Origin of the sequence: Glaesserella sp. (assembly GCF_041817755.1) — a bacterium.
Lineage (GTDB): Bacteria > Pseudomonadota > Gammaproteobacteria > Enterobacterales > Pasteurellaceae > Glaesserella.
On record NZ_JBGYBX010000072.1, the window covers coordinates 19,894 to 41,227 of the forward strand.

General features: G+C 44.6%; 17 protein-coding genes. 7 read left to right on the top strand and 10 right to left on the bottom strand.

Annotated elements, in window-relative coordinates; all coding sequences use genetic code 11:
- Positions 1-79: 79 nt before the first annotated feature.
- From gyrB to fdnG, 5 genes are all read right to left on the bottom strand, one after another.
- Positions 80-2,512 carry a DNA topoisomerase (ATP-hydrolyzing) subunit B gene (gene gyrB, locus ACEYKX_RS11405; protein WP_373766142.1) on the bottom strand — a complete coding sequence of 811 codons (2,433 nt, stop codon included), beginning with the start codon at positions 2,510-2,512 and terminating at the stop codon, positions 80-82.
- 152 nt (positions 2,513-2,664) lie between these two features.
- Entirely contained in the window at positions 2,665-3,582 is a 918-nt protein-coding gene (gene fdhE, locus ACEYKX_RS11410; protein WP_373766143.1) for a formate dehydrogenase accessory protein FdhE, read from the bottom strand.
- A gap of 55 nt (positions 3,583-3,637) precedes the next feature.
- Positions 3,638-4,318, bottom strand: a complete 681-nt coding sequence (locus tag ACEYKX_RS11415; RefSeq protein WP_373766144.1) for a formate dehydrogenase subunit gamma — start codon at positions 4,316-4,318, stop codon at positions 3,638-3,640.
- Complete coding sequence (gene fdxH, locus ACEYKX_RS11420; RefSeq protein WP_373766145.1) at positions 4,311-5,222, bottom strand: formate dehydrogenase subunit beta; 912 nt, start codon at positions 5,220-5,222, stop codon at positions 4,311-4,313. Before fdxH ends, ACEYKX_RS11415 begins: the two co-directional genes overlap by 8 nt.
- 1 nt (position 5,223) lies before the next feature.
- Complete coding sequence (gene fdnG / locus ACEYKX_RS11425) at positions 5,224-8,289, bottom strand: formate dehydrogenase-N subunit alpha (RefSeq protein WP_373766146.1); 3,066 nt, start codon at positions 8,287-8,289, stop codon at positions 5,224-5,226.
- A 218-nt stretch (positions 8,290-8,507) separates the two neighbouring features.
- Here fdnG and fdhD point away from each other — a divergent pair, with 218 nt between their 5' ends.
- Positions 8,508-9,320 (top strand): formate dehydrogenase accessory sulfurtransferase FdhD, encoded by an 813-nt coding sequence (fdhD, locus tag ACEYKX_RS11430; protein WP_373766147.1) that lies wholly within the window; start codon positions 8,508-8,510, stop codon positions 9,318-9,320.
- Here fdhD and ACEYKX_RS11435 read toward each other — a convergent pair.
- Positions 9,309-9,959: a TIGR01621 family pseudouridine synthase gene (locus tag ACEYKX_RS11435; protein ID WP_373766163.1), complete on the bottom strand. Its 651-nt coding sequence runs from the start codon at positions 9,957-9,959 to the stop codon at positions 9,309-9,311. The two genes, fdhD and ACEYKX_RS11435, sit on opposite strands and share 12 nt — an antisense overlap.
- Before the next feature lie 68 nt (positions 9,960-10,027).
- On the opposite strand from ACEYKX_RS11435, the gene ACEYKX_RS11440 reads away from it, so the two are divergent.
- Complete coding sequence (locus ACEYKX_RS11440; protein ID WP_373766148.1) at positions 10,028-10,663, top strand: histidine phosphatase family protein; 636 nt, start codon at positions 10,028-10,030, stop codon at positions 10,661-10,663.
- On the opposite strand, the gene ACEYKX_RS11445 is transcribed toward ACEYKX_RS11440, so the two are convergent.
- The 3 genes from ACEYKX_RS11445 to argF all read right to left on the bottom strand — a co-directional run bounded on the left by ACEYKX_RS11445 (position 10,652) and on the right by argF (position 13,417).
- On the bottom strand, positions 10,652-10,927 hold the full coding sequence (locus ACEYKX_RS11445; protein ID WP_373766149.1) for a DUF1294 domain-containing protein: 276 nt from the start codon (positions 10,925-10,927) through the stop codon (positions 10,652-10,654). The genes ACEYKX_RS11440 and ACEYKX_RS11445 overlap by 12 nt on opposite strands.
- 61 nt (positions 10,928-10,988) lie before the next feature.
- Positions 10,989-12,251, bottom strand: a complete 1,263-nt coding sequence (gene glyA / locus ACEYKX_RS11450) for a serine hydroxymethyltransferase (protein ID WP_373766150.1) — start codon at positions 12,249-12,251, stop codon at positions 10,989-10,991.
- Between the two features lie 149 nt (positions 12,252-12,400).
- Entirely contained in the window at positions 12,401-13,417 is a 1,017-nt protein-coding gene (gene argF, locus ACEYKX_RS11455) for an ornithine carbamoyltransferase (protein WP_373766164.1), read from the bottom strand.
- 189 nt (positions 13,418-13,606) lie between these two features.
- On the opposite strand from argF, the gene rhlB reads away from it, so the two are divergent.
- On the top strand, positions 13,607-14,824 hold the full coding sequence (gene rhlB / locus ACEYKX_RS11460) for an ATP-dependent RNA helicase RhlB (protein WP_373766151.1): 1,218 nt from the start codon (positions 13,607-13,609) through the stop codon (positions 14,822-14,824).
- Between the two features lie 69 nt (positions 14,825-14,893).
- Positions 14,894-16,381: a helicase HerA-like C-terminal domain-containing protein gene (locus tag ACEYKX_RS11465; protein ID WP_373766152.1), complete on the top strand. Its 1,488-nt coding sequence runs from the start codon at positions 14,894-14,896 to the stop codon at positions 16,379-16,381.
- A gap of 82 nt (positions 16,382-16,463) precedes the next feature.
- On the opposite strand, the gene ACEYKX_RS11470 is transcribed toward ACEYKX_RS11465, so the two are convergent.
- Positions 16,464-16,742 (bottom strand): hypothetical protein, encoded by a 279-nt coding sequence (locus ACEYKX_RS11470; RefSeq protein WP_373766153.1) that lies wholly within the window; start codon positions 16,740-16,742, stop codon positions 16,464-16,466.
- Positions 16,743-16,972: 230 nt separating this feature from the next.
- On the opposite strand from ACEYKX_RS11470, the gene ACEYKX_RS11475 reads away from it, so the two are divergent.
- The 3 genes from ACEYKX_RS11475 (at position 16,973) to fbpC (ending at position 21,265) form a co-directional block, all read left to right on the top strand.
- Complete coding sequence (locus ACEYKX_RS11475; RefSeq protein WP_373766154.1) at positions 16,973-18,007, top strand: ABC transporter substrate-binding protein; 1,035 nt, start codon at positions 16,973-16,975, stop codon at positions 18,005-18,007.
- Between the two features lie 155 nt (positions 18,008-18,162).
- On the top strand, positions 18,163-20,202 hold the full coding sequence (locus ACEYKX_RS11480; protein ID WP_373766155.1) for an ABC transporter permease: 2,040 nt from the start codon (positions 18,163-18,165) through the stop codon (positions 20,200-20,202).
- A gap of 10 nt (positions 20,203-20,212) precedes the next feature.
- Positions 20,213-21,265, top strand: coding sequence for a ferric ABC transporter ATP-binding protein (gene fbpC / locus ACEYKX_RS11485; protein ID WP_373766156.1), 1,053 nt, complete (start codon positions 20,213-20,215; stop codon positions 21,263-21,265).
- Positions 21,266-21,334 lie beyond the last annotated feature (69 nt).

A 21,334-nucleotide genomic window follows, 5' to 3' on the forward strand; every position in this document is an offset into this window, starting at 1 on the left:
GTGAGATACAGAGAGTTTTTTGCAAAATTTAGACCAATAGTTCAAAACCCCGATGCCTCGGGGTTTTGGTTCGGATAGGTTAAATATCCAAATTCGCATATAGTGCATTATTTTCGATAAAGTCACGTCTAGGCTCGACTTCATCTCCCATTAACGTAGTAAAGAGTTTATCGGCGGCAATAGCATCCGTAATGGTCACTTGCAGCATTTTACGGGCAACCGGATCCATTGTGGTTTCCCAAAGCTGCTCCGGATTCATTTCTCCCAATCCTTTATAACGTTGAATGGTCAACCCCTTACGGGATTCTTTCACCAACCAATCAATCGCATTGGCAAAACTGTCTATTGCTTGTTGTCTTTCTCCGCGCGCCACATATGCCGTCGGTTCCAACAAACCGCGCAATTGTTCGCCCAACTTCGTAATTCGGGCATATTCATTGCCGGTAATAAAGTTGAAATCCAATCGATAAGTGGTGTCGATACCGTGCGTTTTAATGATAACTTCGGGTTCATAGATATGACGTTCCGCATTATAAAATATTTGAGCTTGATAACTGCTGCCGCTGCTGTCTTTTTCATTTAACGTTTCAACGAATTTGTTGTTCCAAGCGGTCACTTCCGCCTCATTTTTTACAAATTCGGCCGATAACGGCGCTTGGTAGATCAATTCGTCCGTCAATGCCGTCGGATAACGACGCGCCAAACGTTCAATTAATTTTTGGACATTATTATATTCTGCGATCAGATTTTCTAACGCCAAGCCGCTCAAAGCCGGTGCATTTTCACTGACATATAATGCTGCGCCGTCCAGCGCCAACGCCAATTCATACTGCTCCATTTCGTTATTGTCTTGAATATATTTTTCCTGTTTGCCTTTTTTCACCTTATAAAGCGGTGGTTGAGCAATATAGACGTAACCTCGTTCGATCAATTCCGGCATTTGACGGTAAAAGAAAGTTAATAACAAGGTTCGAATGTGCGCACCGTCAACGTCCGCATCGGTCATAATAATGATTTTGTGGTAGCGCAGTTTTTCGATATTGTATTCATCACGCCCGATCCCTGCACCAAGCGCCGTAATTAAAGTCGCCACTTCTTGTGAAGAAAGCATTTTGTCAAAACGCGCTTTTTCCACGTTTAAGATCTTCCCTTTCAACGGTAAAATTGCTTGATTTTTACGGTCACGCCCTTGTTTTGCAGAGCCGCCTGCAGAATCCCCCTCCACCAAGTAAAGCTCGGATAGCGCAGGATCTTTTTCTTGACAGTCTGCCAGTTTGCCCGGCAAACCGCCTAAATCCAACGCACCTTTACGACGGGTCATTTCACGGGCTTTACGAGCCGCCTCACGCGCCCGTGCCGCATCAATAATTTTACTGACGATATTCTGAGCATCATTCGGATTTTCCAACAAATACTCTTGTAATGCTTCATACATGGAGCTTTCAACCGCCGGGCGAACTTCCGAAGAAACCAATTTATCTTTCGTTTGTGATGAGAATTTCGGATCCGGCACTTTGACCGAAATAACGGCAACCAATCCTTCCCGTGCATCGTCACCGGAAGCATCAATATTGGCATCGGCTTTTTTGATTTTGCCACTGTTATCCATATAATTTTTCAGTGCTCGGGTTAATGCGCCGCGGAAGCCGGCTAAATGCGTACCGCCGTCTCGTTGCGGAATATTGTTGGTAAAACAGTATACGTTTTCATTGTAAGAATCGTTCCATTGCAACGATACTTCTACACCGATACCGTCTTTTTCCGTTGAAAGATAGAAAGGCGTGGCGTGAATGTGGTTTTTGCCTTCATTCAAATATTCGACATAAGCGCGAATACCGCCCTCATATTTGAAATGTTCCTCTTTACCGTCACGTTCATCAATAAGTTTGATTGAAACGCCGGAATTCAGAAAAGAGAGCTCACGTAACCGTTTGGATAAAATTTTGTATTCGAATTCGGTTTTATTTTTGAAGATATCGTAACTTGGCCAAAAACGGACTGTAGTTCCGGTTTTTTCCGTTTCACCGATGATGGTTAACGGAGCATCAGGCTCACCCAAACTATAAAATTGCTCATGCACATGCCCTTCTCGGCGAATCGTCAGCTGTAATTTAGACGATAATGCATTCACAACGGATACCCCTACGCCGTGTAATCCCCCCGAAACTTTATAAGAATTATCATCAAATTTACCGCCGGCGTGGAGCACGGTCATGATAACTTCGGCGGCGGAAACGCCTTCTTCCGGGTGAATACCGACCGGAATGCCTCGTCCGTCATCTTGCACCGAGATGGAATTATCAGAATGGATGGTGACGACAACGTCTTCACAATATCCAGCCAACGCTTCATCAATCGCATTATCGACGACCTCGAAAACCATGTGGTGTAAGCCTGTACCGTCATCGGTATCCCCAATATACATTCCCGGGCGTTTACGTACGGCATCAAGCCCGCGTAATACTTTAATGCTGGAAGAATCATAGCTAGTTGATTGATTTTGTTCAGACATTGTTATTCCTATTTTTATAAAAAAAGAGAACGGCAAATTTACCGAAAAATTGTGCCGAATTATATCAGAAAACAGTATCAATGGGGGAATTTTGTCGATTCGGAATGAAATAAAGGCGCATATGTTGTATGCGCCGAAAGAAAGTTGAGAGGTTATTCGACTTGAAATAAAAACGGGTTAATCGCACTGCGTGCAAAATCTTTTTCTTCCATTTCCGCATCGAGAAAAAGTGTACCAAGGTCGTCTGCGACCGGCTCAACATAGGGATCTTTTTCTTGATAAAGCACTTTCAGATAACTTCCGCAGTCTCCGCAAGTCTCTGCTTTTACTGCAGCATCCGCACTGTCTAAACTCCAATAATCCAGTTTGCCCGACTGATCGCAATTAGAGCATTTCGCCCGTACGACGTTCCATTCGCTTTCACATAATGAGCAGTGCAAATAACGTAAGCCTTGAGTATCACCGAAATGTACCACACTGGTAATCGGCGCCGAATCACATACCGGGCAGGTATGACGTTCTCCGACTTCCGTTTGGGTATTGCGTGGTAATTGCTGGGTTAATTGTGTCCAATATAACGATAACGCCGCCCAAATAAACACGGCTTTATCCGCCCCGACGCTTTCATAACGCTCGTTCAACAAGTGATCGGCAAGTTCTTCCAATTCACCGGTTGATGCTTTCTCCAACCATTCCAATGTCGGTTGAATATTATCCGTTGCATAAGGTTTAAATTTTTCAATGAATGCAAACAGTAATTCACGCCATTCGCTTGAACGTTCAAATGTTTTTTTATCTAACAGCTTATGTCCTTGGTTGTTCTCCAAACAAGCGGTCAGTTTTGCCGAAATATTTGCAATCGGCTTGGATTCCAATAAATCCAGCTGAACTTCCACAATATTGGCGACAAATTCTAAATAGTCGCCAAACGGGTTATTTTCCGCTAATTGGCGTAGCCGTTTTGCTCTGCGGGCATATAGGCTTTTCGGATTAGCATATAATAAAGGCGGGCTGTAAAACGAACTCGCCGCTTGTTTGATCTCACTCTCAGGTAAAATTCGAATACTCATATGTTCTCTCTGAATAAAATAAAAGTGCGGCATTTTACCGCACTTTTCTCACTATTTACTTAGTTTGTTTTTGCTTTTCCGCTAACTCTTTTTCAAGTTCAGGCAGAATTTCTTCACGATACCAACGCGGGTGGTGTTTTTTCGCCCAACGTACAGTAACCCAACCTTCAACCATACCTCGAATGGAGCCTTTTACCCAAAACGCCATATACATATGTACCATAATGCCGGTAAAGAGCAAAAACGCACAGGCTGAGTGGAGCAGGATCGCAATCCGAATCACGGGGATTGGGAAGTTATGCGCAAAGTATTGACGCCACATAATAATGCCGGTAATCAATAAAGTGAACATCGCTAAAATCAATGTCCAAAACAGCAATTTTTGTCCAAGGTTATATTTACCATTGTCCGAAACTGCGTGTTCATTACCTTTTAGTACTTCAACAATATTGGCCAACCATACCCAGTCATTTTTTTCCGGGATATTATGATGCCAGTAAATACGAACCATATTTACGAAAGCAAGGAACATGATGATACCCGTGAACGGGTGAATCATTCTTGCTAATTGCGGTGTTCCTAAAATATCCACTAACCATGCAAAATCAGGGAAGAAGAATGCCAACCCCGATAACCCCGTGGTAAAAAAACAAATCACAAGTAGCCAATGGCTCAAACGTGCAGGTAATTTATGGCGTATGATTTTGTGATCATTTGGGATCTGAACCTTACTCATCTTTACCTCCTTTATGTTCTTCACCATGTTCTTCATGCTCGTCAAGTTCCTCGGTATTCGGTCCTACGGCAATATAATGCGCGATTTCGGAAAGGACTAAACCGCCCATTGCAACTGCGGCAACCGGTTTGAGTACGTCTTTCCAAAGGGTGATACTCATATCAATTTTTGGATCTTTCGGTAAACCGGAATAAAGTTCCGGTTTATCCGCATGGTGTAAGACATACATGACGTGCGTACCGCCTACACCTTCCGGATCATATAAACCTGCATTTTCGTAGCCGCGAGATTTTAAGTCATCAATGCGTTTGGACGCATATTCTTTCATCTCTTCTTTGCTACCAAAGCGGATTGCACCCGTCGGGCATGTTTTCACGCAAGCAGGCTCTTGACCTACGGTGACACGATCGACACACAACGTACATTTATATACACGATGATCTTCCGGATTCATACGCGGAATATTAAACGGGCAGCCTGCAATACAGTAGCCGCAACCGATACATTTATCTGACTGGAAGTCAACAATACCGTTAGCATACTGAATAATCGCACCCGGTGCCGGACACGCTTTTAAGCAGCCCGGCTCGGTACAGTGCATGCAACCGTCTTTACGGATTAACCATTCTAAGCGGTCATTCTCTTCAACTTCGTTGAATTTCATCACCGTCCATGCTTTCGCATTTAAGTCGATCGGGTTGTCATATACGCCGACGCACTCTTCCGGTGTCGAGCGGATATCATTCCACTCGGAGCAACCCACTTGGCACGCTTTACAACCGATACAGGTTGTTACGTCAATCAGTTTTGCCACTTCAACTTGATGATCACGCGCATGAGGTGCTGGTGTCAAAAAAGATGTTGCAGAGGCTTTAATAATGTTTTGTGATTGTACAGCACCCATATTATGCCCCCACTTTCTCAATGTTGACTAACATACATTTCGATTCAGGTGTAAATGTATTCGCATCCCCTGCACGAACGGTTAAGTTATTGGCAAAGTAACCTTTCTTCGCCCCTGTCGTTGCCGCAAAGCCCCAGTGGATAGGGACACCGATCGTATGGATTGGTTTACCATCCGCAACAAGCGAACGAATACGTTTAGTTACAACTGCAACCGCTTTAATGTGACCACGTTTAGAACTGACTTTCACCGTATCACCATTGTTGATACCTTTTTCTTTCGCTAGGGCCTCACCAATTTCAACGAATTGCTCCGGTTGAGCAATAACATTGAGTAATGCGTTTTTCGTCCAATAGTGGAAGTGTTCTGTTAAACGATAGGTTGTTGCAACATAAGGGAACTCCGCAGAAGTACCTAATTGTGCTTTATCGCTGTCAAACATGCGAGCAACCGGACTTGAAACCACATTCGGATGTAATGGGTTTGTTCCAATAGGGGTTTCCATTGGCTCATAATGTTCCGGGAACGGACCGTCAGTCATACGTTCACGTACGAATAAGCCACTCACGCCTTCAGGCTGCATGATAAACGGTAATGTCGGACTATTTGGTGGTGCAGTGCCGAAGTCTGCCACATCCACATAGTTCCAATTTTTACCGTTCCATTTCACTAATTGACGTTTCGGGTTCCATGGTTTACCGGATAAATCCGCTGAAGCACGGTTATAAATAATACGACGGTTCATCGGCCATGCAAACGCCCAACCTAAAGTATTGCCTAAGTTGGATGGGTCTGAGTTATCACGGTTTGCCATTTGGTTACCTTTCTCAGTCCATTGACCCGTATAGATCCAACATGCCCCTGAAGTCGTACCGTCGTCACGCATTTGCGCAAAGCTTGACAGTAGCTGACCTTTTTTGAGAATCACGTTACCGTCTGCATCAAGTAAGTCTTCTAATGCATAACCGTTATTTTCTTTCGCCACTTCTTCCGCTTTCGGTTCAAGCGGGTTCGCATAGTTCCAGCTCATCGCTTCTAACGGTTCAAGCGGTGCTTTTCCGCCTTCTTTATGATAGAGGTGGATTAACTCTGCACGAATTTCAGAAAGAATTTCACCGTCCGTTTTCGCTTCACCCGGTGGCTCTGCGCCTTTCCAGTGCCATTGTAACCAACGACCTGAGTTAGCGATTGAACCGTCTTCTTCCGCAAAGCAAGTTGTCGGTAGACGGAAGACTTCCGTTTGAATCTCTTCAGTTTTCACATCGTTGAATTCGCCATAGTTTTTCCAGAATTCTGAAGTATCGGTAATTAATGGATCAAAAATAACAAGGTATTTTAAGTTACTTAATGCCTTAATAATTTTTTGTGAATCCGGATAAGAGGCAATCGGGTTCATCCCTTGGCAGAAATATCCGTTCACTTTACCTTGATACATCTGCTCAATATATTTCAGATGATCCATGCCACCTTTCGGTAGTTTTGGTAAATAGTGATATCCAAATTCATTGTCTTTCGTTGCTTTATCGCCATAGAACGATTTCAGCATACTTACCATGAATTTCGGTGTATTAGTCCAATAGTTCACCTGATCTTTCATCAGTTGTTTTGGTGTAATACGACCTAAGAATTTCTCTAATGACGTATCTGCTTCGCCCGGTAATGCAATATAAGCCGGTAAACGGTTCGGGAATAAACCTAAATCGGTAATACCTTGAACGTTTGAGTGTCCACGTAATGCATTCACACCGCCACCTGCAACACCAATGTTACCTAAAAGTAACTGGATAATTGCCATAGAACGAATGTTTTGTGAACCCACGGTATGTTGAGTCCAACCTAACGCATATAAGAAGGTTGCCGCTTTATCCGGTGCTGAGGTTTTCGCAATCTCTTCACAGAAAATTTGGAAATCTTTTTGTGGTGTACCGGTAATACGTTCAACCATTTCAGGTGTATAGCGTTCCACGTGATCTCTTAACATATTGAGAACACAGCGTGGGTGCTGTAAGGTCATATCACGAATCGGTTGACCTTCTTCATTAAATTGATAACCCCAAGTTGAACGGTCGTAAGTACGGGTTTCCGGGTTATAGCCGGAGAATAAACCGTCTTCAAACTTGAAGTTCTCATTTACTAAGAAAGTCGAGTTCGTGTAATGTTTAACGTATTCGTGTTGAATTTTGTCATTTTTGAGCAAATAGCGAATGACGCCGGATAGGAAAGCAATATCCGTACCGGAGCGGATCGGCATATAAATATCAGCAACCGCCGCAGAACGGTTAAAGCGTGGATCAACCACCATTAACTTCGCACCGTTTTGTTTTTTCGCTTCAATCGCCCAACGGAAACCGACAGGGTGTGCTTCTGCCGCATTACCGCCCATGACAATAACAAGATCGGAGTTTTTAATATCAACCCAGTGGTTGGTCATCGCACCGCGACCAAATGATGGAGCAAGACTTGCTACCGTTGGTCCGTGTCAGATACTCGCTTGGTTATCTGTAAAAACAATACCGAGGGAACGTACGAATTTTTGAGTCAGAATACCGGTTTCATTACTACATGCAGAGCCTGCCAAGAAACCCGCCGTCATCCAACGGTTAACCGTATCGCCGGCTTCATTCTTCTCAACGAAGTTGGCATCACGGTCGTCTTTCATGTGACGTGCAATACGCTCAATCGCTTCATGCCATGAAATACGTTTCCACTCTTTTGAACCCGGTTCACGCACTTCCGGATAACGGACACGGCGATCGCTGTTCACATAGTCTAACGCACCCGCGCCTTTCGGGCATAATGCCCCTCGACTGACCGGATGGTCCGGGTCGCCTTCGATATGAATCAGCTTCCCTTTACTATTCATTGCACCGTCACCGAGGCTATATAACAACATCCCGCAACCCACAGCGCAGTAAGTACAGGTATTACGTGTTTCTTTGGCACGTAACAGTTTGTATTCGCGAGGTGCCGCTAACGCTGTTGCCGGAGCAAATCCCAACACAGCCGCAGAGGTTCCTGCCATACCACCTGCACAGATCTTGAAGAACTTTCTTCTACTGACCTGCATAAATCACTCCTAAACCGCTTTCGCGGCGTTTATCCACTAAATTAATAAAATTTAGCCCACATAATCAACCATTTAGTGCTATTATTCCACCATTATTTACATCTGTGGCAAATGTTTTACCCCAAAGTATATTGAATTTAATGTAAGCCAAAATCTTACGTATGATACATTTTTTTAACAAAATAAACTACTTTATAAACAAAAATTTAAGGAATAATGTGAACTGGATCAAAAAATTTAAAGCTGAAAAGATAGAGACCGATAATCACACCGTCATAACGTGTTCGGAAACGGAAGAAAATTTGATCCGTGAAGTCCCGGTGGCACTGGTCTATAACGGTATTTCTCATACGGTAATGATGTGTACGCCGCATAATTTGGATGAATTTGCCTTGGGCTTTTCGCTTGCCGAAGGCATTTTGACCAATAAAAGCGAACTCTACGGTTTGGATATCATTGAAAGTTGTCTCGGCATTGAAGTTCAAATGGAGATTGCCACACGACAATTCGCCGCATTAAAAGAAAAACGTCGCTCGATGGCAGGCAGAACCGGCTGCGGTATTTGCGGCGTAGAACAGCTTGAGCAGGTTCAACAAAGTTGCAAAAACTTCCCTCAATCTCACCGCTTGTCAAATATTGATCCTCGAATTTTAGACGGCTGCCTTGCACAATTAGAACAAGCCCAGTGCCTTGCAAAAGAGACGGGAGCCAGCCATGCCGCCGCATTTTTCAGCCCCGACGGACAACTGCTTGCCATTCGTGAAGATGTCGGACGCCATGTTGCACTCGACAAACTGCTCGGTTGGTATGCAAAAACAGAAATGCCGCTTGGCTTTGTGTTCGTCACCAGCCGTGCCAGCTATGAGATGGTACAAAAATGCCTAGCCTGTGGCATCGAGATGCTTTGCGCCATCTCGGCGACAACCGAAATGGCGGTTGAAATTGCCCGACAGCATCATTTTTCCCTGCTCGCCTTCACTCGTAAAGGAAAAACGACCGTATATTCCGGACAGTACAGATTATTGCGATAGCGGCGGTTTATCTTTGTAAATTTCTTGCCAAAACTGACCGCTTTCAGGTAGTGCATGAACACAAACAGGCAGCTCCTGATAGATAAACTCAAGCTGACAGGCATGTAAATAGACACGATCCGCATTTTCCCCGCCATAAAGTTCATCGCCTAAAATCGGGCTGCCGAGGCTTTTCATTGCCACCCTCAGCTGATGGGTTTTTCCTGTTTGGGGCTGCAAAATAAAATGACGCAGATGCGGAGCAACGGAATACGAAGCAAACCGAGTAACGGCAGGATTTTCATGAGTGTGGCAAAGCTTCCAAGCGCCGTTTCGACTTTTTTTCATATCACCGACGATCTTCCCTTGCTTTTTTTTCGGCTTTTGGGAACTTAACGCCCAATATGTTTTCTGTATTCGGTGATGGGTAAATAGCGTCAAAAAATAAGCGGCCGCTGCTTTATTTAGTGCTAGAATAAGCAAGCCTGAAGTGGTTTTATCCAGCCGATGGACAAGCCAAACTTGCTCAACGCTCAATTGTTTTGCAACTAATTCGGTCAAACCGACCGCTTGTTCATCTTTATGCACGCTGACACCCGCCGGTTTATTGATAATCACAAAATCAGGATGTCGGTAGCAAATCGTAAAATGAGTGTTCATCATATCGGGTATGTTAAGTATCAAATCAGTGCTAAGCATAGCCGATTATTTTATATTAAGGAAAGCAAATGGCATTGAATATTTATTTAATTCGTCATGGTCGTACGGAATGGAACGACGCCGGTTTATTACAAGGCACGGAGGATTCTCCTCTTGTCGATGAAGGCATTTACGGAGCAAAATTGACCGGTCAAAAACTCTCGGATATACCGTTTAGCGCATGCTATTCCAGTTTGCTCAAACGGGCGCAGGATACGGCGGATTATATTATCGGTGAACGGGATATCCCACATTTTCACCACCGCGGCTTAAATGAAATTCACTTTGGAAACTGGGAGGGCAAGCACAAAGAAGAGCTTATCAACCATCCCGAATATATTTTATTCAGAACGGATCCTAAAAATTATTCGGCAAAAGAAAACCAAGGCGAAGGGTTTGAACAATTTTATCAACGTATTATGAACGCCTTTAATCAAATTATCGCCCGCCATCAAGACGGAGAAAATATTTTGATTGTCTCCCACGGCATGACACTCACACTGCTCACCGCCGTATTAAAGGGAATTCATTGGCACGACTTTAGACATGCCACGCAACAGAAACAACATAAATTTGTTGCCAACACGGCAATCAGTATTGTTCGAGTGGAAAACGGTCAAGCACAATTGGTTGAATTTAATAACGTCGATCACCTAAACCTGTAAATACCAATAAAATCCGGGAATACACAATAACCAAACAAAGGCAGACACAATGACCGCAAAGTGAAACTGCCAATGTTTGGTTTTATGTTTGAAGTGTTTCATGATCAAGTACGTACCGAGAAATCCACCGCTTACGCACAAAAAGAAGAGATTGGACTCCGGTACCCTCCACGCTTTTTTCTTGGATTTCTGCTTATCCGAATACATCATATAGGCACTCAGTGCATTGATACCAATAAGATAAATCACAAAATAAAGAACCATAATCGCTCCACAAAAATAAAACCCCGATGATTCGGGGTTTACCTTAAAAAAACAGGATACACTACGGATAAACCGGTAAACGTTTGCAGATTTCGAGTACTTTAACTTTCGTTGCTTCGATCACTGCCGCTTCGTTCTCTTTACCGATGCTGTCTAACACATCGCACATCCAACCGGCAAGCTCTTTAACTTCCGCTTCTTTAAAACCACGGCGGGTGACTGCCGGTGTACCGACACGGATACCGGAGGTAATAAACGGTTTTTGCGGATCGTTCGGCACGGCATTTTTGTTGACCGTAATATTTGCTTTACCTAACGCAGCATCAGCCGCTTTACCGGTTAAACCGTGGCTGACTAAATCAACTAAGAATAAGTGGTTTTCGGTACCATTTGAAACAACGTTGTAACCACGTTGTTTGAATACTTCCACCATTGCTTTTGCATTTTTGACCACTTGTTGTTGGTAAACCTTATATTCAGGCTCTAACGCTTCTTTAAAGCAAACGGCTTTCGCTGCAATAATGTGGACTAATGGACCACCTTGTTCACGCGGGAACACGGCACTTTGTAGTTTTTTATAAATTTCTTCGTCTTTCGCATTGGAAAGAATTAAACCACCACGCGGACCCGCTAATGTTTTGTGGGTTGTTGTAGTCACAACATGGGCATGCGGAAGCGGGCTCGGATAAACGCCCGCAGCCACTAAGCCTGCAACGTGCGCCATATCGACGAATAAATAAGCGCCGACTTCATCTGCGATTTCACGCATTTTTGCCCAGTCAACGATTTGAGAATAAGCAGAGAAACCGCCCACAATCATTTTTGGTTTTACTTCATGCGCTTGTTGACGAAGTGCATCGTAGTCGATAACCCCTTCAGCGGTGATACCGTATTGTTCTGCGTGATACACTTTTCCTGAGAAGCTGACTGAAGCACCGTGAGTTAAGTGTCCACCGTGTGCAAGACTCATCCCTAAAATCGTGTCGCCCGGCGTCAATAACGCACCATAAACGGCCGCATTTGCTTGTGAACCGGAATGAGGCTGCACATTCGCATAATCTGCGCCGAATAACTCTTTGGCACGGTCAATCGCCAATTGTTCAACGATATCGGCATATTCACAACCGCCGTAATAGCGTTTACCCGGATAACCTTCCGCATATTTGTTGGTGAATTGTGAACCTTGTGCTTCCATCACACGCGGGCTTGCATAGTTTTCCGAAGCAATCAGCTCAATATGCTCTTCCTGACGACGGTTTTCGTCTTGAATTGCTTGCCATAATACGGGATCGTAATCTGCGATATTCATATCACGTCTTAACATTTTAAGGATTCTCCTATAAATTAAGTAATCGTTTGCGAAATAAAAAACTGCGCCATTTTACGCAGTTTTCAGTCTGTTAGATAGTGATTTTTTCTCAGCCTTGCATTAAAAAGATTAATGCAGAAGTGAAGTTATCATAAAGAAGTTTACTACTGGTCACCCAATGTCGCTACCATCACCGCTTTAATCGTGTGCATACGGTTTTCCGCTTCATCAAACACAATAGACGCTTCAGATTCAAACACCTCATCAGTCACTTCTAAGCCGTTCATGCCGTATTTTGCCGCAATTTCTTTACCGACGGTTGTTTGATCGTCATGGAAAGCCGGTAAACAGTGCAGGAATTTCACATTCGGATTGCCCGTCAGTTTCATCAGATCCGCATTGACTTGATACGGTTTCATCAAATTAATGCGAGCTTCCCAAGCCGATTCCGGCTCGCCCATAGAAACCCAAACATCAGTATAAACGAAATCAACGTCTTTTACGCCGGCAGCAACATCTTCGGTGCAAGTAATCTTCGCCCCTGTTTTGGCTGCCGTTTCAGCCACTTCGTCCAATAATGCTTGTTCAGGGAAAAATTGTTTCGGCGCCACTAAACGCAGATCCACGCCCATTAATGCCGCCCCTTCGACAAACGAATTGCCCATATTGTTACGGGCATCGCCTAAATACGCTAATTTGATTTGGTTCAACGGCTTATCGGAATGTTCGATCATCGTCAGAAAATCGGCAAGAATTTGAGTCGGATGAAACTCATCGGTTAACCCGTTCCAAACCGGTACGCCCGAATAGTCGGCTAAAATCTCAACCAGCTCTTGACCATAACCGCGATATTGAATGCCGTCATACATTCTGCCCAACACGCGGGCGGTATCTTTCATCGACTCTTTATGTCCGATCTGTGAACCGCTCGGCCCGATATAACTGACGTTCGCGCCTTGGTCGAACGCCGCGACTTCAAAGGCACAGCGGGTACGGGTTGAACTTTTTTCAAAAATCAGCGCAATGTTTTTACCTTTCATCGTCGGCACTTCTCTACCCGCTTTTTTATCGGCTTTCAATTTAGCGGAAAGATCAAGCAGATATTGAATTTCGTTCGGCGTAAAATCCATTAAACGTAAAAAATGGCGCTGTTTAAGATTCGGTGTGGTGTTTGCAGACATCATGATGTTCCTTATTGTTGAAATTAATACTGAAAAATCAGCAAGATTCTACTCAAAATCCTTCATTTATGGTATCTTTTTCGCCAATTTTTCTGTTTAGCGCAAAAGGCTGAACAAGCGGTAAGATCTCGAAAATATTTTGCAAATCGCTTACTGAAACCGACCGCTTGTCGCCCATAGGAGAACATAATGTCTAAACACCTTACCGAACAACGTTTTATTGATTTCCCGATTCACGACAGCGTATTAGCGGCGTTGGACAGCAAAGGATTTGAATTTTGCACGCCGATTCAAGCCAAAACACTGCCTCACACCCTAAACGGGCAAGATATTGCCGGACAAGCTCAAACGGGAACGGGAAAAACCTTGGCGTTTCTAATTGCCACCTTCCACTATCTGCTTCATCATGATGTGGAAACGAACGCCCACCAACCGAAGGCGCTCATTCTTGCACCGACACGCGAACTGGCGGTACAAATTGCCTCGGATGCAGAATTGCTCGTCAAACATTGCGGTTTCCGCCTTGCGCTGGCTTATGGCGGCGACGGCTATGAAAAACAGTTACAGGCAATCAATAAAGGCGTAGATATTTTAGTCGGTACGACCGGGCGGGTAATCGACTATGTGAAACAAGGCATCATTAACTTGGATAAAATTCAAGTCGTGGTGTTGGACGAAGCCGATCGGATGTTCGATCTCGGTTTTATCAAAGATATCCGCTATCTCATGCGCAAATGCCCTTCGCCCGAACACCGTTTAACCATGCTCTTTTCCGCCACCCTTTCCCACCGTGTCCGTGAATTAGCCTTTGAAGACATGCACAATGCGGTATATGTCGAAATCGAACCGCAACAACGCACGGGACATCGGATTAAAGAAGAACTGTTCTATCCTTCAAATGAAGACAAAATGGCGTTACTTTTGACATTGATGGAAGAAGAATGGCCGGAGCGTTGCATTGTCTTTGCCAATACCAAACAAAAATGTGAAGAAATTTGGGGCTATTTAAGTGCCGACGGTCATCGTGTCGGTTTGCTGACCGGCGATATTCCGCAGAAAAAGCGCTTAGCATTGTTGGACAGCTTTACTCAAGGTCATTTGGATATTTTAGTCGCCACAGATGTCGCCGCACGCGGATTACATATTGCCGATGTCACGCATGTGTTTAATTACGATTTACCGGACGATCGTGAAGATTACGTTCACCGCATAGGGCGCACGGGTCGAGCGGGAGAAAGCGGCATTTCCATCAGCTTCGCCTGTGAGCGTTACGCGGTTAATTTACCGGCAATCGAAGAATATATCGGACATGCCATTCCGGTCAGTCAATATGACGCCCAATCGCTACTGACGTTACCGAAACCGCATCGAAACCGCTCACGGATAACAAACAACAGACGCAGATAACCCGATTCACACGATTTGCAAAAAACAACAATAATCTGACCGCTTGTCGGTTATTTATGAGGAGAATTTATGAGTTACGCCATTGCCCAAACCAAAAACGGTCAACATATTGCTTTAACGGCCAAAATGGCAAACCGCCACGGTTTGATTGCCGGGGCAACCGGAACGGGAAAAACCGTCACCTTAAGAAAATTAGCCGAAGCGTTCAGTGATGACGGCGTACCGGTTTTTTTAGTGGATGTAAAAGGTGATTTGTCCGGTTTGGTACAAGCGGGCAGTTATCAAGGGAAAATTGCAGAACGTATCGAGCAATTCAATCTCGGCGGAGAAGGCTATTTATCCGGGTTTCCCGTTTCATTTTGGGATGTGTTCGGCGAAAGCGGTATTCCGCTGCGCACCACCATTTCCGAAATGGGGCCGATGCTCCTCGCCCGCTTGTTGAATTTAAACGACACCCAAGAAGGTTTATTAAATCTTGTCTTCCGTGTCGCCGACGATAAAGGTTTGCTCCTTATCGATCTGAAAGATTTGCGTACCCTGCTCAAATTCGTGGCGGAGAACGCCAAAACGTTCCAATTGGAATACGGTAATGTCTCCGCCGCCAGCGTCGGAGCCATTCAACGCGCCTTGCTCGCTCTTGAAAACGAAGGCGCTGCAAATCTATTCGGTGAGCCTGCTCTGGATTTAAACGACTGGATGCAAACCCGCGACGGACGCGGTGTCATCAATATCTTGAATTCGGAAAAATTGATCAATTCACCGCGGATGTACGGCGCATTTTTGCTGTGGTTTATGGCGGAACTGTTTGAAAATTTACCGGAGGTTGGTGATCCCGACAAACCGAAATTCGTGCTGTTTTTCGATGAAGCCCACTTATTGTTTGACGGTGCGCCGAAAGTATTGGTCGATAAAATCGAACAAGTGGTTCGCTTGATCCGTTCAAAAGGGGTCGGCGTATATTTTGTGACACAAAATCCGTTGGATCTACCCGAATCGGTTTTAGGGCAATTAGGTAACCGCGTGCAACATGCGCTACGCGCCTTTACCCCGAAAGATCAAAAAGCGGTCAAATCCGCCGCCGAAACCTTCCGTGCCAATCCGTCGGTCAATGTCGTGGAAGCCATTACCCAGCTTGGCGTAGGAGAAGCGTTAATTTCCGTTTTAGACGAAAAAGGGATGCCGACACCGGTGGAAATTGCTTATGTTTATCCGCCGAAAAGCCAATTAAAACCGATTTCAGCCGACGAACGTATAGCCTTAGTAAGGCAGGATGACTTATATCTTCACTACAGTCAATTCGTCGATAATCAATCAGCATTTGAAGTACTGAACAGCCAAAGCCAAGCACAGCAACAGGCGGCGGAGCAAACCAAAGCGGAAGAAGAGAGTTTCCTCGGCGGTATGCTCGGCAGTATTTTCGGCACGAAGAAAAAAAGCGAACAAAGCATCGCCGAACAATTGGTCGGCAGTGTGGCGCAATCCGTCGGACGGAATTTGCGCAACCAAGTAACGAAGCAAATTATGCGCGGCATTTTAGGTGCAATAAGTAAAAAATAGCGTTTTACCTTATATGCAATAGATTACAAGCGGTGAGATTTGCAAATTATTTTGCAAATCCCACCGCTTGTTTTATGTCGGATTACTTTTTCATTTCCGGTTTTTTCATCATTTCATCCGACATCATTTTCTTCGCGTCATCCGATTTCATCTCCATCATCTGTTCGGATTTCATTCCCGTCTGTTCGGATGTTTTCTCTTTCATGGTTTCCATCTTCATTTCCGCCGGCTTCATGCATTTATCTCCTTTCATTTCCATACAAGGCTGCATTTGATCCGTTTTCATCTCCGTTTTGTTGTCCGCTGCATAAGCTGACATGGTGACAAGTGCGATTAATGCGGTAAATGTGTATTTTTTCATTTGAAATCTCCTTCAATCAGAAATAATGAATAACAATGTTGACTAACTTAGCCAATTCAATATTGGCATGCGATTAGACGAGGTTCAAAAGGAGAACTTACAGCTTCATGCTTAAGAATATGTAAAATTTTTATAGTTTATTGATTTATTTGTGAATGAACTCACAGTTTTCAGTCTCAAAATTCGTTATAGTGGTAACGTTTTCCATCTGATAATTAAAAGGATACGTTATGAAACTCAAAACGCTTTCTCTTGCTCTTTCTTCTTTATTCTTAAGTTCTGTGATCGCAACCGAAGTCAATGCCGCCGGGCGTTTGGTCGTTTATTGCAGTGCGACCAATTTAATGTGCGAACAGGAAACCCAAGCTTTCGGTAAAAAATACGATGTAAAAGTCTCATTTATCCGTAACGGTTCGGGTAGCACCTTGGCAAAAGTCGAAGCGGAAAAAAATAACCCGCAGGCCGACGTATGGTACGGCGGGACCTTTGATCCGCAATCTCAAGCCGGTGAAATGGGGCTACTAGAAGCCTATCAATCCCCGAATCTGTCTCAAATCATAGAAAAATTCCGCGATCCGGCAAAAGTAAAAGGGAACTACACGTCCGCTATTTACATGGGAATTTTAGGATTCGGCGTGAACCTTGACCGTTTGAAAAAACTTGGTATCGAAAAAGTCCCGACTTCGTGGGAAGATTTGCTCGACCCGCGCTTAGCCGGTGAAATCCAAATTGCCGATCCGCAAAGTTCCGGGACGGCATACACGGCAATTGCAACCTTCGTTCAGCTTTGGGGCGAAGAAAAAGCGTTTGATTATTTCAAAAAATTGCATAAAAACGTTTCTCAATATACCAAATCCGGTATTACACCATCCCGTAATACCGCCCGCGGCGAAACCACTATCGGTATCGGTTTCCTGCATGACTATTCCGTTGAGAAGAAAAACGGCGCCAATATCGAAATGGTCGTACCGAGTGAAGGAACTGGTTATGAATTAGGCGGTGTCAGTATTTTAAAAGGCTCCCGCAACTTGGAGAATGCCAAACTGTTCGTCGATTGGGCATTGTCCAAAGAAGCTCAAGAGCTTTCATGGCAAAAAGGTGAAGCCTTCCAAGTATTGACCAATACGACGGCGGAACCTTCACCGTATTCACTCGATCCGAAAACCTTGAAGTTGATCGACTATAATTTTGAGAAATACGGTTCGACCGACGAGCGTAAACGTTTAATCGATAAATGGGTATCCGAAGTGAAATTAGCCAATTAATCGGCAATGTTGCTTAATCGCCTGCGTTTTATCCTCATCCCCCTACATAATGTAGGGGGAAACGTTTAACATATCGTCCGTTAATTCTATATTCGGCATAGATACTGTGTCGCACGACAGAACCCGTTGTACAAAAATTATTTTTGTGAGGTCTTATGCAAACTGCTTTTTTTTCCCGACCGCCTTTTTGGGTGCTGCTTTCTTTTTTGGGCTTTGCACTCATGCCGTCAATCGCTTTGGATTACGGCTTATTTGAATCGACATCCGATGAATTTCTTGCCGCAATGGGCTGGTCAAGCCTCAATGTGACTTGGGCTTGGTTTTTACCACTGTTGGCATTTTTAATTCCTAATAAAACCCAAAGTCCATTACGCAGCAAAATAGAATTACTCGGTATTGCCGTGCTTTTTCTGTTTATTTTTATTTCGGCAATTATTGCCAAAGTCAGCCTCGGCTATGCGGTGATGTTTATCATTGTTACCCTGATTGCCTTAGCGACCAATGCGCTGGCTAACTTGAAAATCATGCAAGGCGATCGCTTTATCATTGCCTCATTAATCAGCATTATTTTGTTGATTTTCTTCTTTATCGTCTATCCGACCGTCGCCATTTTTATCTCCATGTTCTATGACGGCAGTGAATTCGTACCGAGCCAAGTCGTTAGCATATTAAAACAGCCTTATGTACTGCGCGTCATCACAAACTCATTAAGCGTCGCGACCACGGTGGGCATTCTCTCCACCTTATTCGGCCTTGCCTTTGCGCTGTACACGACCAGAATCGCCAAACGTACGGCATTTATCGGTAAAATTTTCTCCATTTTACCGATCGTCACACCGCCGTTTGTGGTCGGACTCGGAGTAACCCTGATGCTCGGACGTTCCGGTTACGTCACGGCATTTCTTGTCGAATATTTAGGCTTCAATAATAACTGGCTTTACGGCTTTACCGGCATTGTCATCGCTCATACACTGGCACTGACACCAATGTCATTTATGATTTTGGAGGGAGCATTAAAATCGATTCATCCATCTGTTGAAGAGGCCGCATACACATTACGTTCAAACCGTTATCAAGCGTTTTTTAACATCATCTTTCCGCTGTTAAAACCGGCGCTTGCCAACTCCTTTTTGGTTGTCGTGATTCAATCCCTTGCCGATTTCAGTACACCATTGGTATTGGGAGGAAGCTTCGACGTTATCGCCACGCAAATCTATTTTTACATCGCCGGCTCACAATTGGATTACGCCTCCGCCAGTACGTTAGGATCCATCTTATTGGTCTTTTCCTTAGCGATCTTCGTCATTCAATACTTATGGATCGGTAATCGCTCGTATGTCACCGTTTCAGGGAAATCCTATCGGGGAGACGTTCAAGATTTACCCGGTACAATGAAAGCTGCGATTATTGCAACGCTCAGTGCTTGGGTGTTATTTAACCTTGTACTCTACGGCAGTATTTTCTACGGCAGCTTTACCGTAAACTGGGGGGTCGATTACACGCTGACATTAGACAATTACCGCAGCCTCTTCGGACAAGGTTTTAGCGACGGTGCATGGCCGTCATTAATTCAAACCGTGATCTTTGCGGCAAGTGCCGCCCCGATTACGGCACTTTTCGGTTTGTTGATCGCCTACATTACCGTCCGCCGCGATTTCAAAGGAAAAAAAACCTTGGAATTTTTAACACTGCTCTGCTTTGCCGTTCCTGGCACCGTTGCCGGGGTATCGTATATCCTTGCCTTTAACAATGCACCGATCTATCTGACCGGTACCGGTATTATCATCATTTTGTCTATGGTGATGCGGAACATGCCTGTCGGTATGCGCGCCGCCATAGCCGGACTCGGACAATTGGATAAATCACTGGATGAAGCGTCCCTATCACTCAAAGCCGGTTCACTGAAAACCCTCTTCTTCGTCGTATTGCCGTTACTCAAACCGGCGTTACTTTCCGCCTTAGTTACCAGCTTTGTACGGGCGATGACAACCGTGAGCGCCATTGTCTTCCTCGTTACGGCGGATACCCGAGTGGCGACGTCCTACATCCTAAATCGGGTGGAAGACGGCGAATACGGTATCGCTATCGCGTACGGTTCGATCTTAATCGTCGTCATGATGGCAATCATCTTCTTATTTGACTGGATTGTGGGAGACACCCGCATCGCCCGCTCTAAAGCGAAAAAAATGAATTAAGGATAACAACATGGAACAACAACGTGATTTTTTAGTTTTAAAAAACGTAACCAAATCCTTTGGCAAAGCCACGGTTATTGATAATTTAACCTTGTCGATCAAAAAAGGCACCATGGTCACACTACTCGGACCGTCCGGCTGCGGTAAAACTACCGTATTACGTTTGGTTGCCGGTTTGGAAAGCCCGACCAGCGGACAAATTTTCATTGACGGTGAAGATGTCACCCACAGCTCGATTCAACAGCGCGATATTTGTATCGTGTTTCAATCCTACGCACTGTTTCCACACATGTCGATTGGCGATAACGTCGGCTACGGCTTAAAAATGCAAGGCGTGCCGAAAGCCGAGCGCCAACAGCGGGTAAAAGAAGCGTTGGAATTGGTCGATCTTGCCGGTTTTGAAGATCGTTATGTCGATCAAATTTCAGGCGGTCAACAACAGCGCGTTGCCTTGGCGCGCGCCTTGATTCTCAAACCGAAAGTGTTACTGTTTGACGAACCGCTCAGTAACTTGGATGCGAATTTGCGCCGTTCCATGCGGGAAAAAATTCGCGAATTGCAACAACGGTTAAACATAACTTCACTTTATGTGACGCACGATCAAACCGAAGCTTTTGCGGTGTCCGATGAAGTTATCGTAATGGATAAGGGCATCATTAAACAAAAAGACACCGCCAAAATGCTTTATTTGCAGCCGAATTCGCTGTTTTTAGCCAATTTTATGGGCGAGTCGACTATTTTGGACGGCAAACGGACGGAAGATACCATTCAGATCGGCACGTTCCGTTTTACGTTAGAAGACGCGGCACGTTTCAATGTGCCGAACGGCGATTGTTTGGTCGGTATTCGACCTGAAGCCGTTCAGCTATTGGCTCAAGGCGATGAGAATCAGCGGTGCGAAATCAAGCACGCCGTTTACATGGGTAATCACTGGGAAGTGGTCGTGCGTTGGCAAGGTAAAGAAATTTTGGTGAATCTCAATCCCGAACATTACGATGAAAACCGCCAACAACATTATATTCACTTAATGAATAAGGGGATTTTCTTATTGAATAACGCCTAATTTCGCTGTTTGACAAGCGGTCGGTTTCGGCTCGAATTTTGCAAATGTGGTGATACCGTGTGCTGCCGA

What these genes read in the sequence shown, in the direction of transcription:
- gyrB (WP_373766142.1), bottom strand. Translation starts at nt 2,512, where the DNA reads ATGTCTGAACAAAATCAATCAACTAGCTATGATTCTTCCAGCATTAAA.
- fdhE (WP_373766143.1), bottom strand. Translation starts at nt 3,582, where the DNA reads ATGAGTATTCGAATTTTACCTGAGAGTGAGATCAAACAAGCGGCGAGT.
- ACEYKX_RS11415 (WP_373766144.1), bottom strand. Translation starts at nt 4,318, where the DNA reads ATGAGTAAGGTTCAGATCCCAAATGATCACAAAATCATACGCCATAAA.
- fdxH (WP_373766145.1), bottom strand. Translation starts at nt 5,222, where the DNA reads ATGGGTGCTGTACAATCACAAAACATTATTAAAGCCTCTGCAACATCT.
- ACEYKX_RS11435 (WP_373766163.1), bottom strand. Translation starts at nt 9,959, where the DNA reads ATGAACACTCATTTTACGATTTGCTACCGACATCCTGATTTTGTGATT.
- ACEYKX_RS11440 (WP_373766148.1), top strand. Translation starts at nt 10,028, where the DNA reads ATGGCATTGAATATTTATTTAATTCGTCATGGTCGTACGGAATGGAAC.
- ACEYKX_RS11445 (WP_373766149.1), bottom strand. Translation starts at nt 10,927, where the DNA reads ATGGTTCTTTATTTTGTGATTTATCTTATTGGTATCAATGCACTGAGT.
- glyA (WP_373766150.1), bottom strand. Translation starts at nt 12,251, where the DNA reads ATGTTAAGACGTGATATGAATATCGCAGATTACGATCCCGTATTATGG.
- argF (WP_373766164.1), bottom strand. Translation starts at nt 13,417, where the DNA reads ATGTCTGCAAACACCACACCGAATCTTAAACAGCGCCATTTTTTACGT.
- rhlB (WP_373766151.1), top strand. Translation starts at nt 13,607, where the DNA reads ATGTCTAAACACCTTACCGAACAACGTTTTATTGATTTCCCGATTCAC.
- ACEYKX_RS11465 (WP_373766152.1), top strand. Translation starts at nt 14,894, where the DNA reads ATGAGTTACGCCATTGCCCAAACCAAAAACGGTCAACATATTGCTTTA.
- ACEYKX_RS11470 (WP_373766153.1), bottom strand. Translation starts at nt 16,742, where the DNA reads ATGAAAAAATACACATTTACCGCATTAATCGCACTTGTCACCATGTCA.
- ACEYKX_RS11475 (WP_373766154.1), top strand. Translation starts at nt 16,973, where the DNA reads ATGAAACTCAAAACGCTTTCTCTTGCTCTTTCTTCTTTATTCTTAAGT.
- ACEYKX_RS11480 (WP_373766155.1), top strand. Translation starts at nt 18,163, where the DNA reads ATGCAAACTGCTTTTTTTTCCCGACCGCCTTTTTGGGTGCTGCTTTCT.
- fbpC (WP_373766156.1), top strand. Translation starts at nt 20,213, where the DNA reads ATGGAACAACAACGTGATTTTTTAGTTTTAAAAAACGTAACCAAATCC.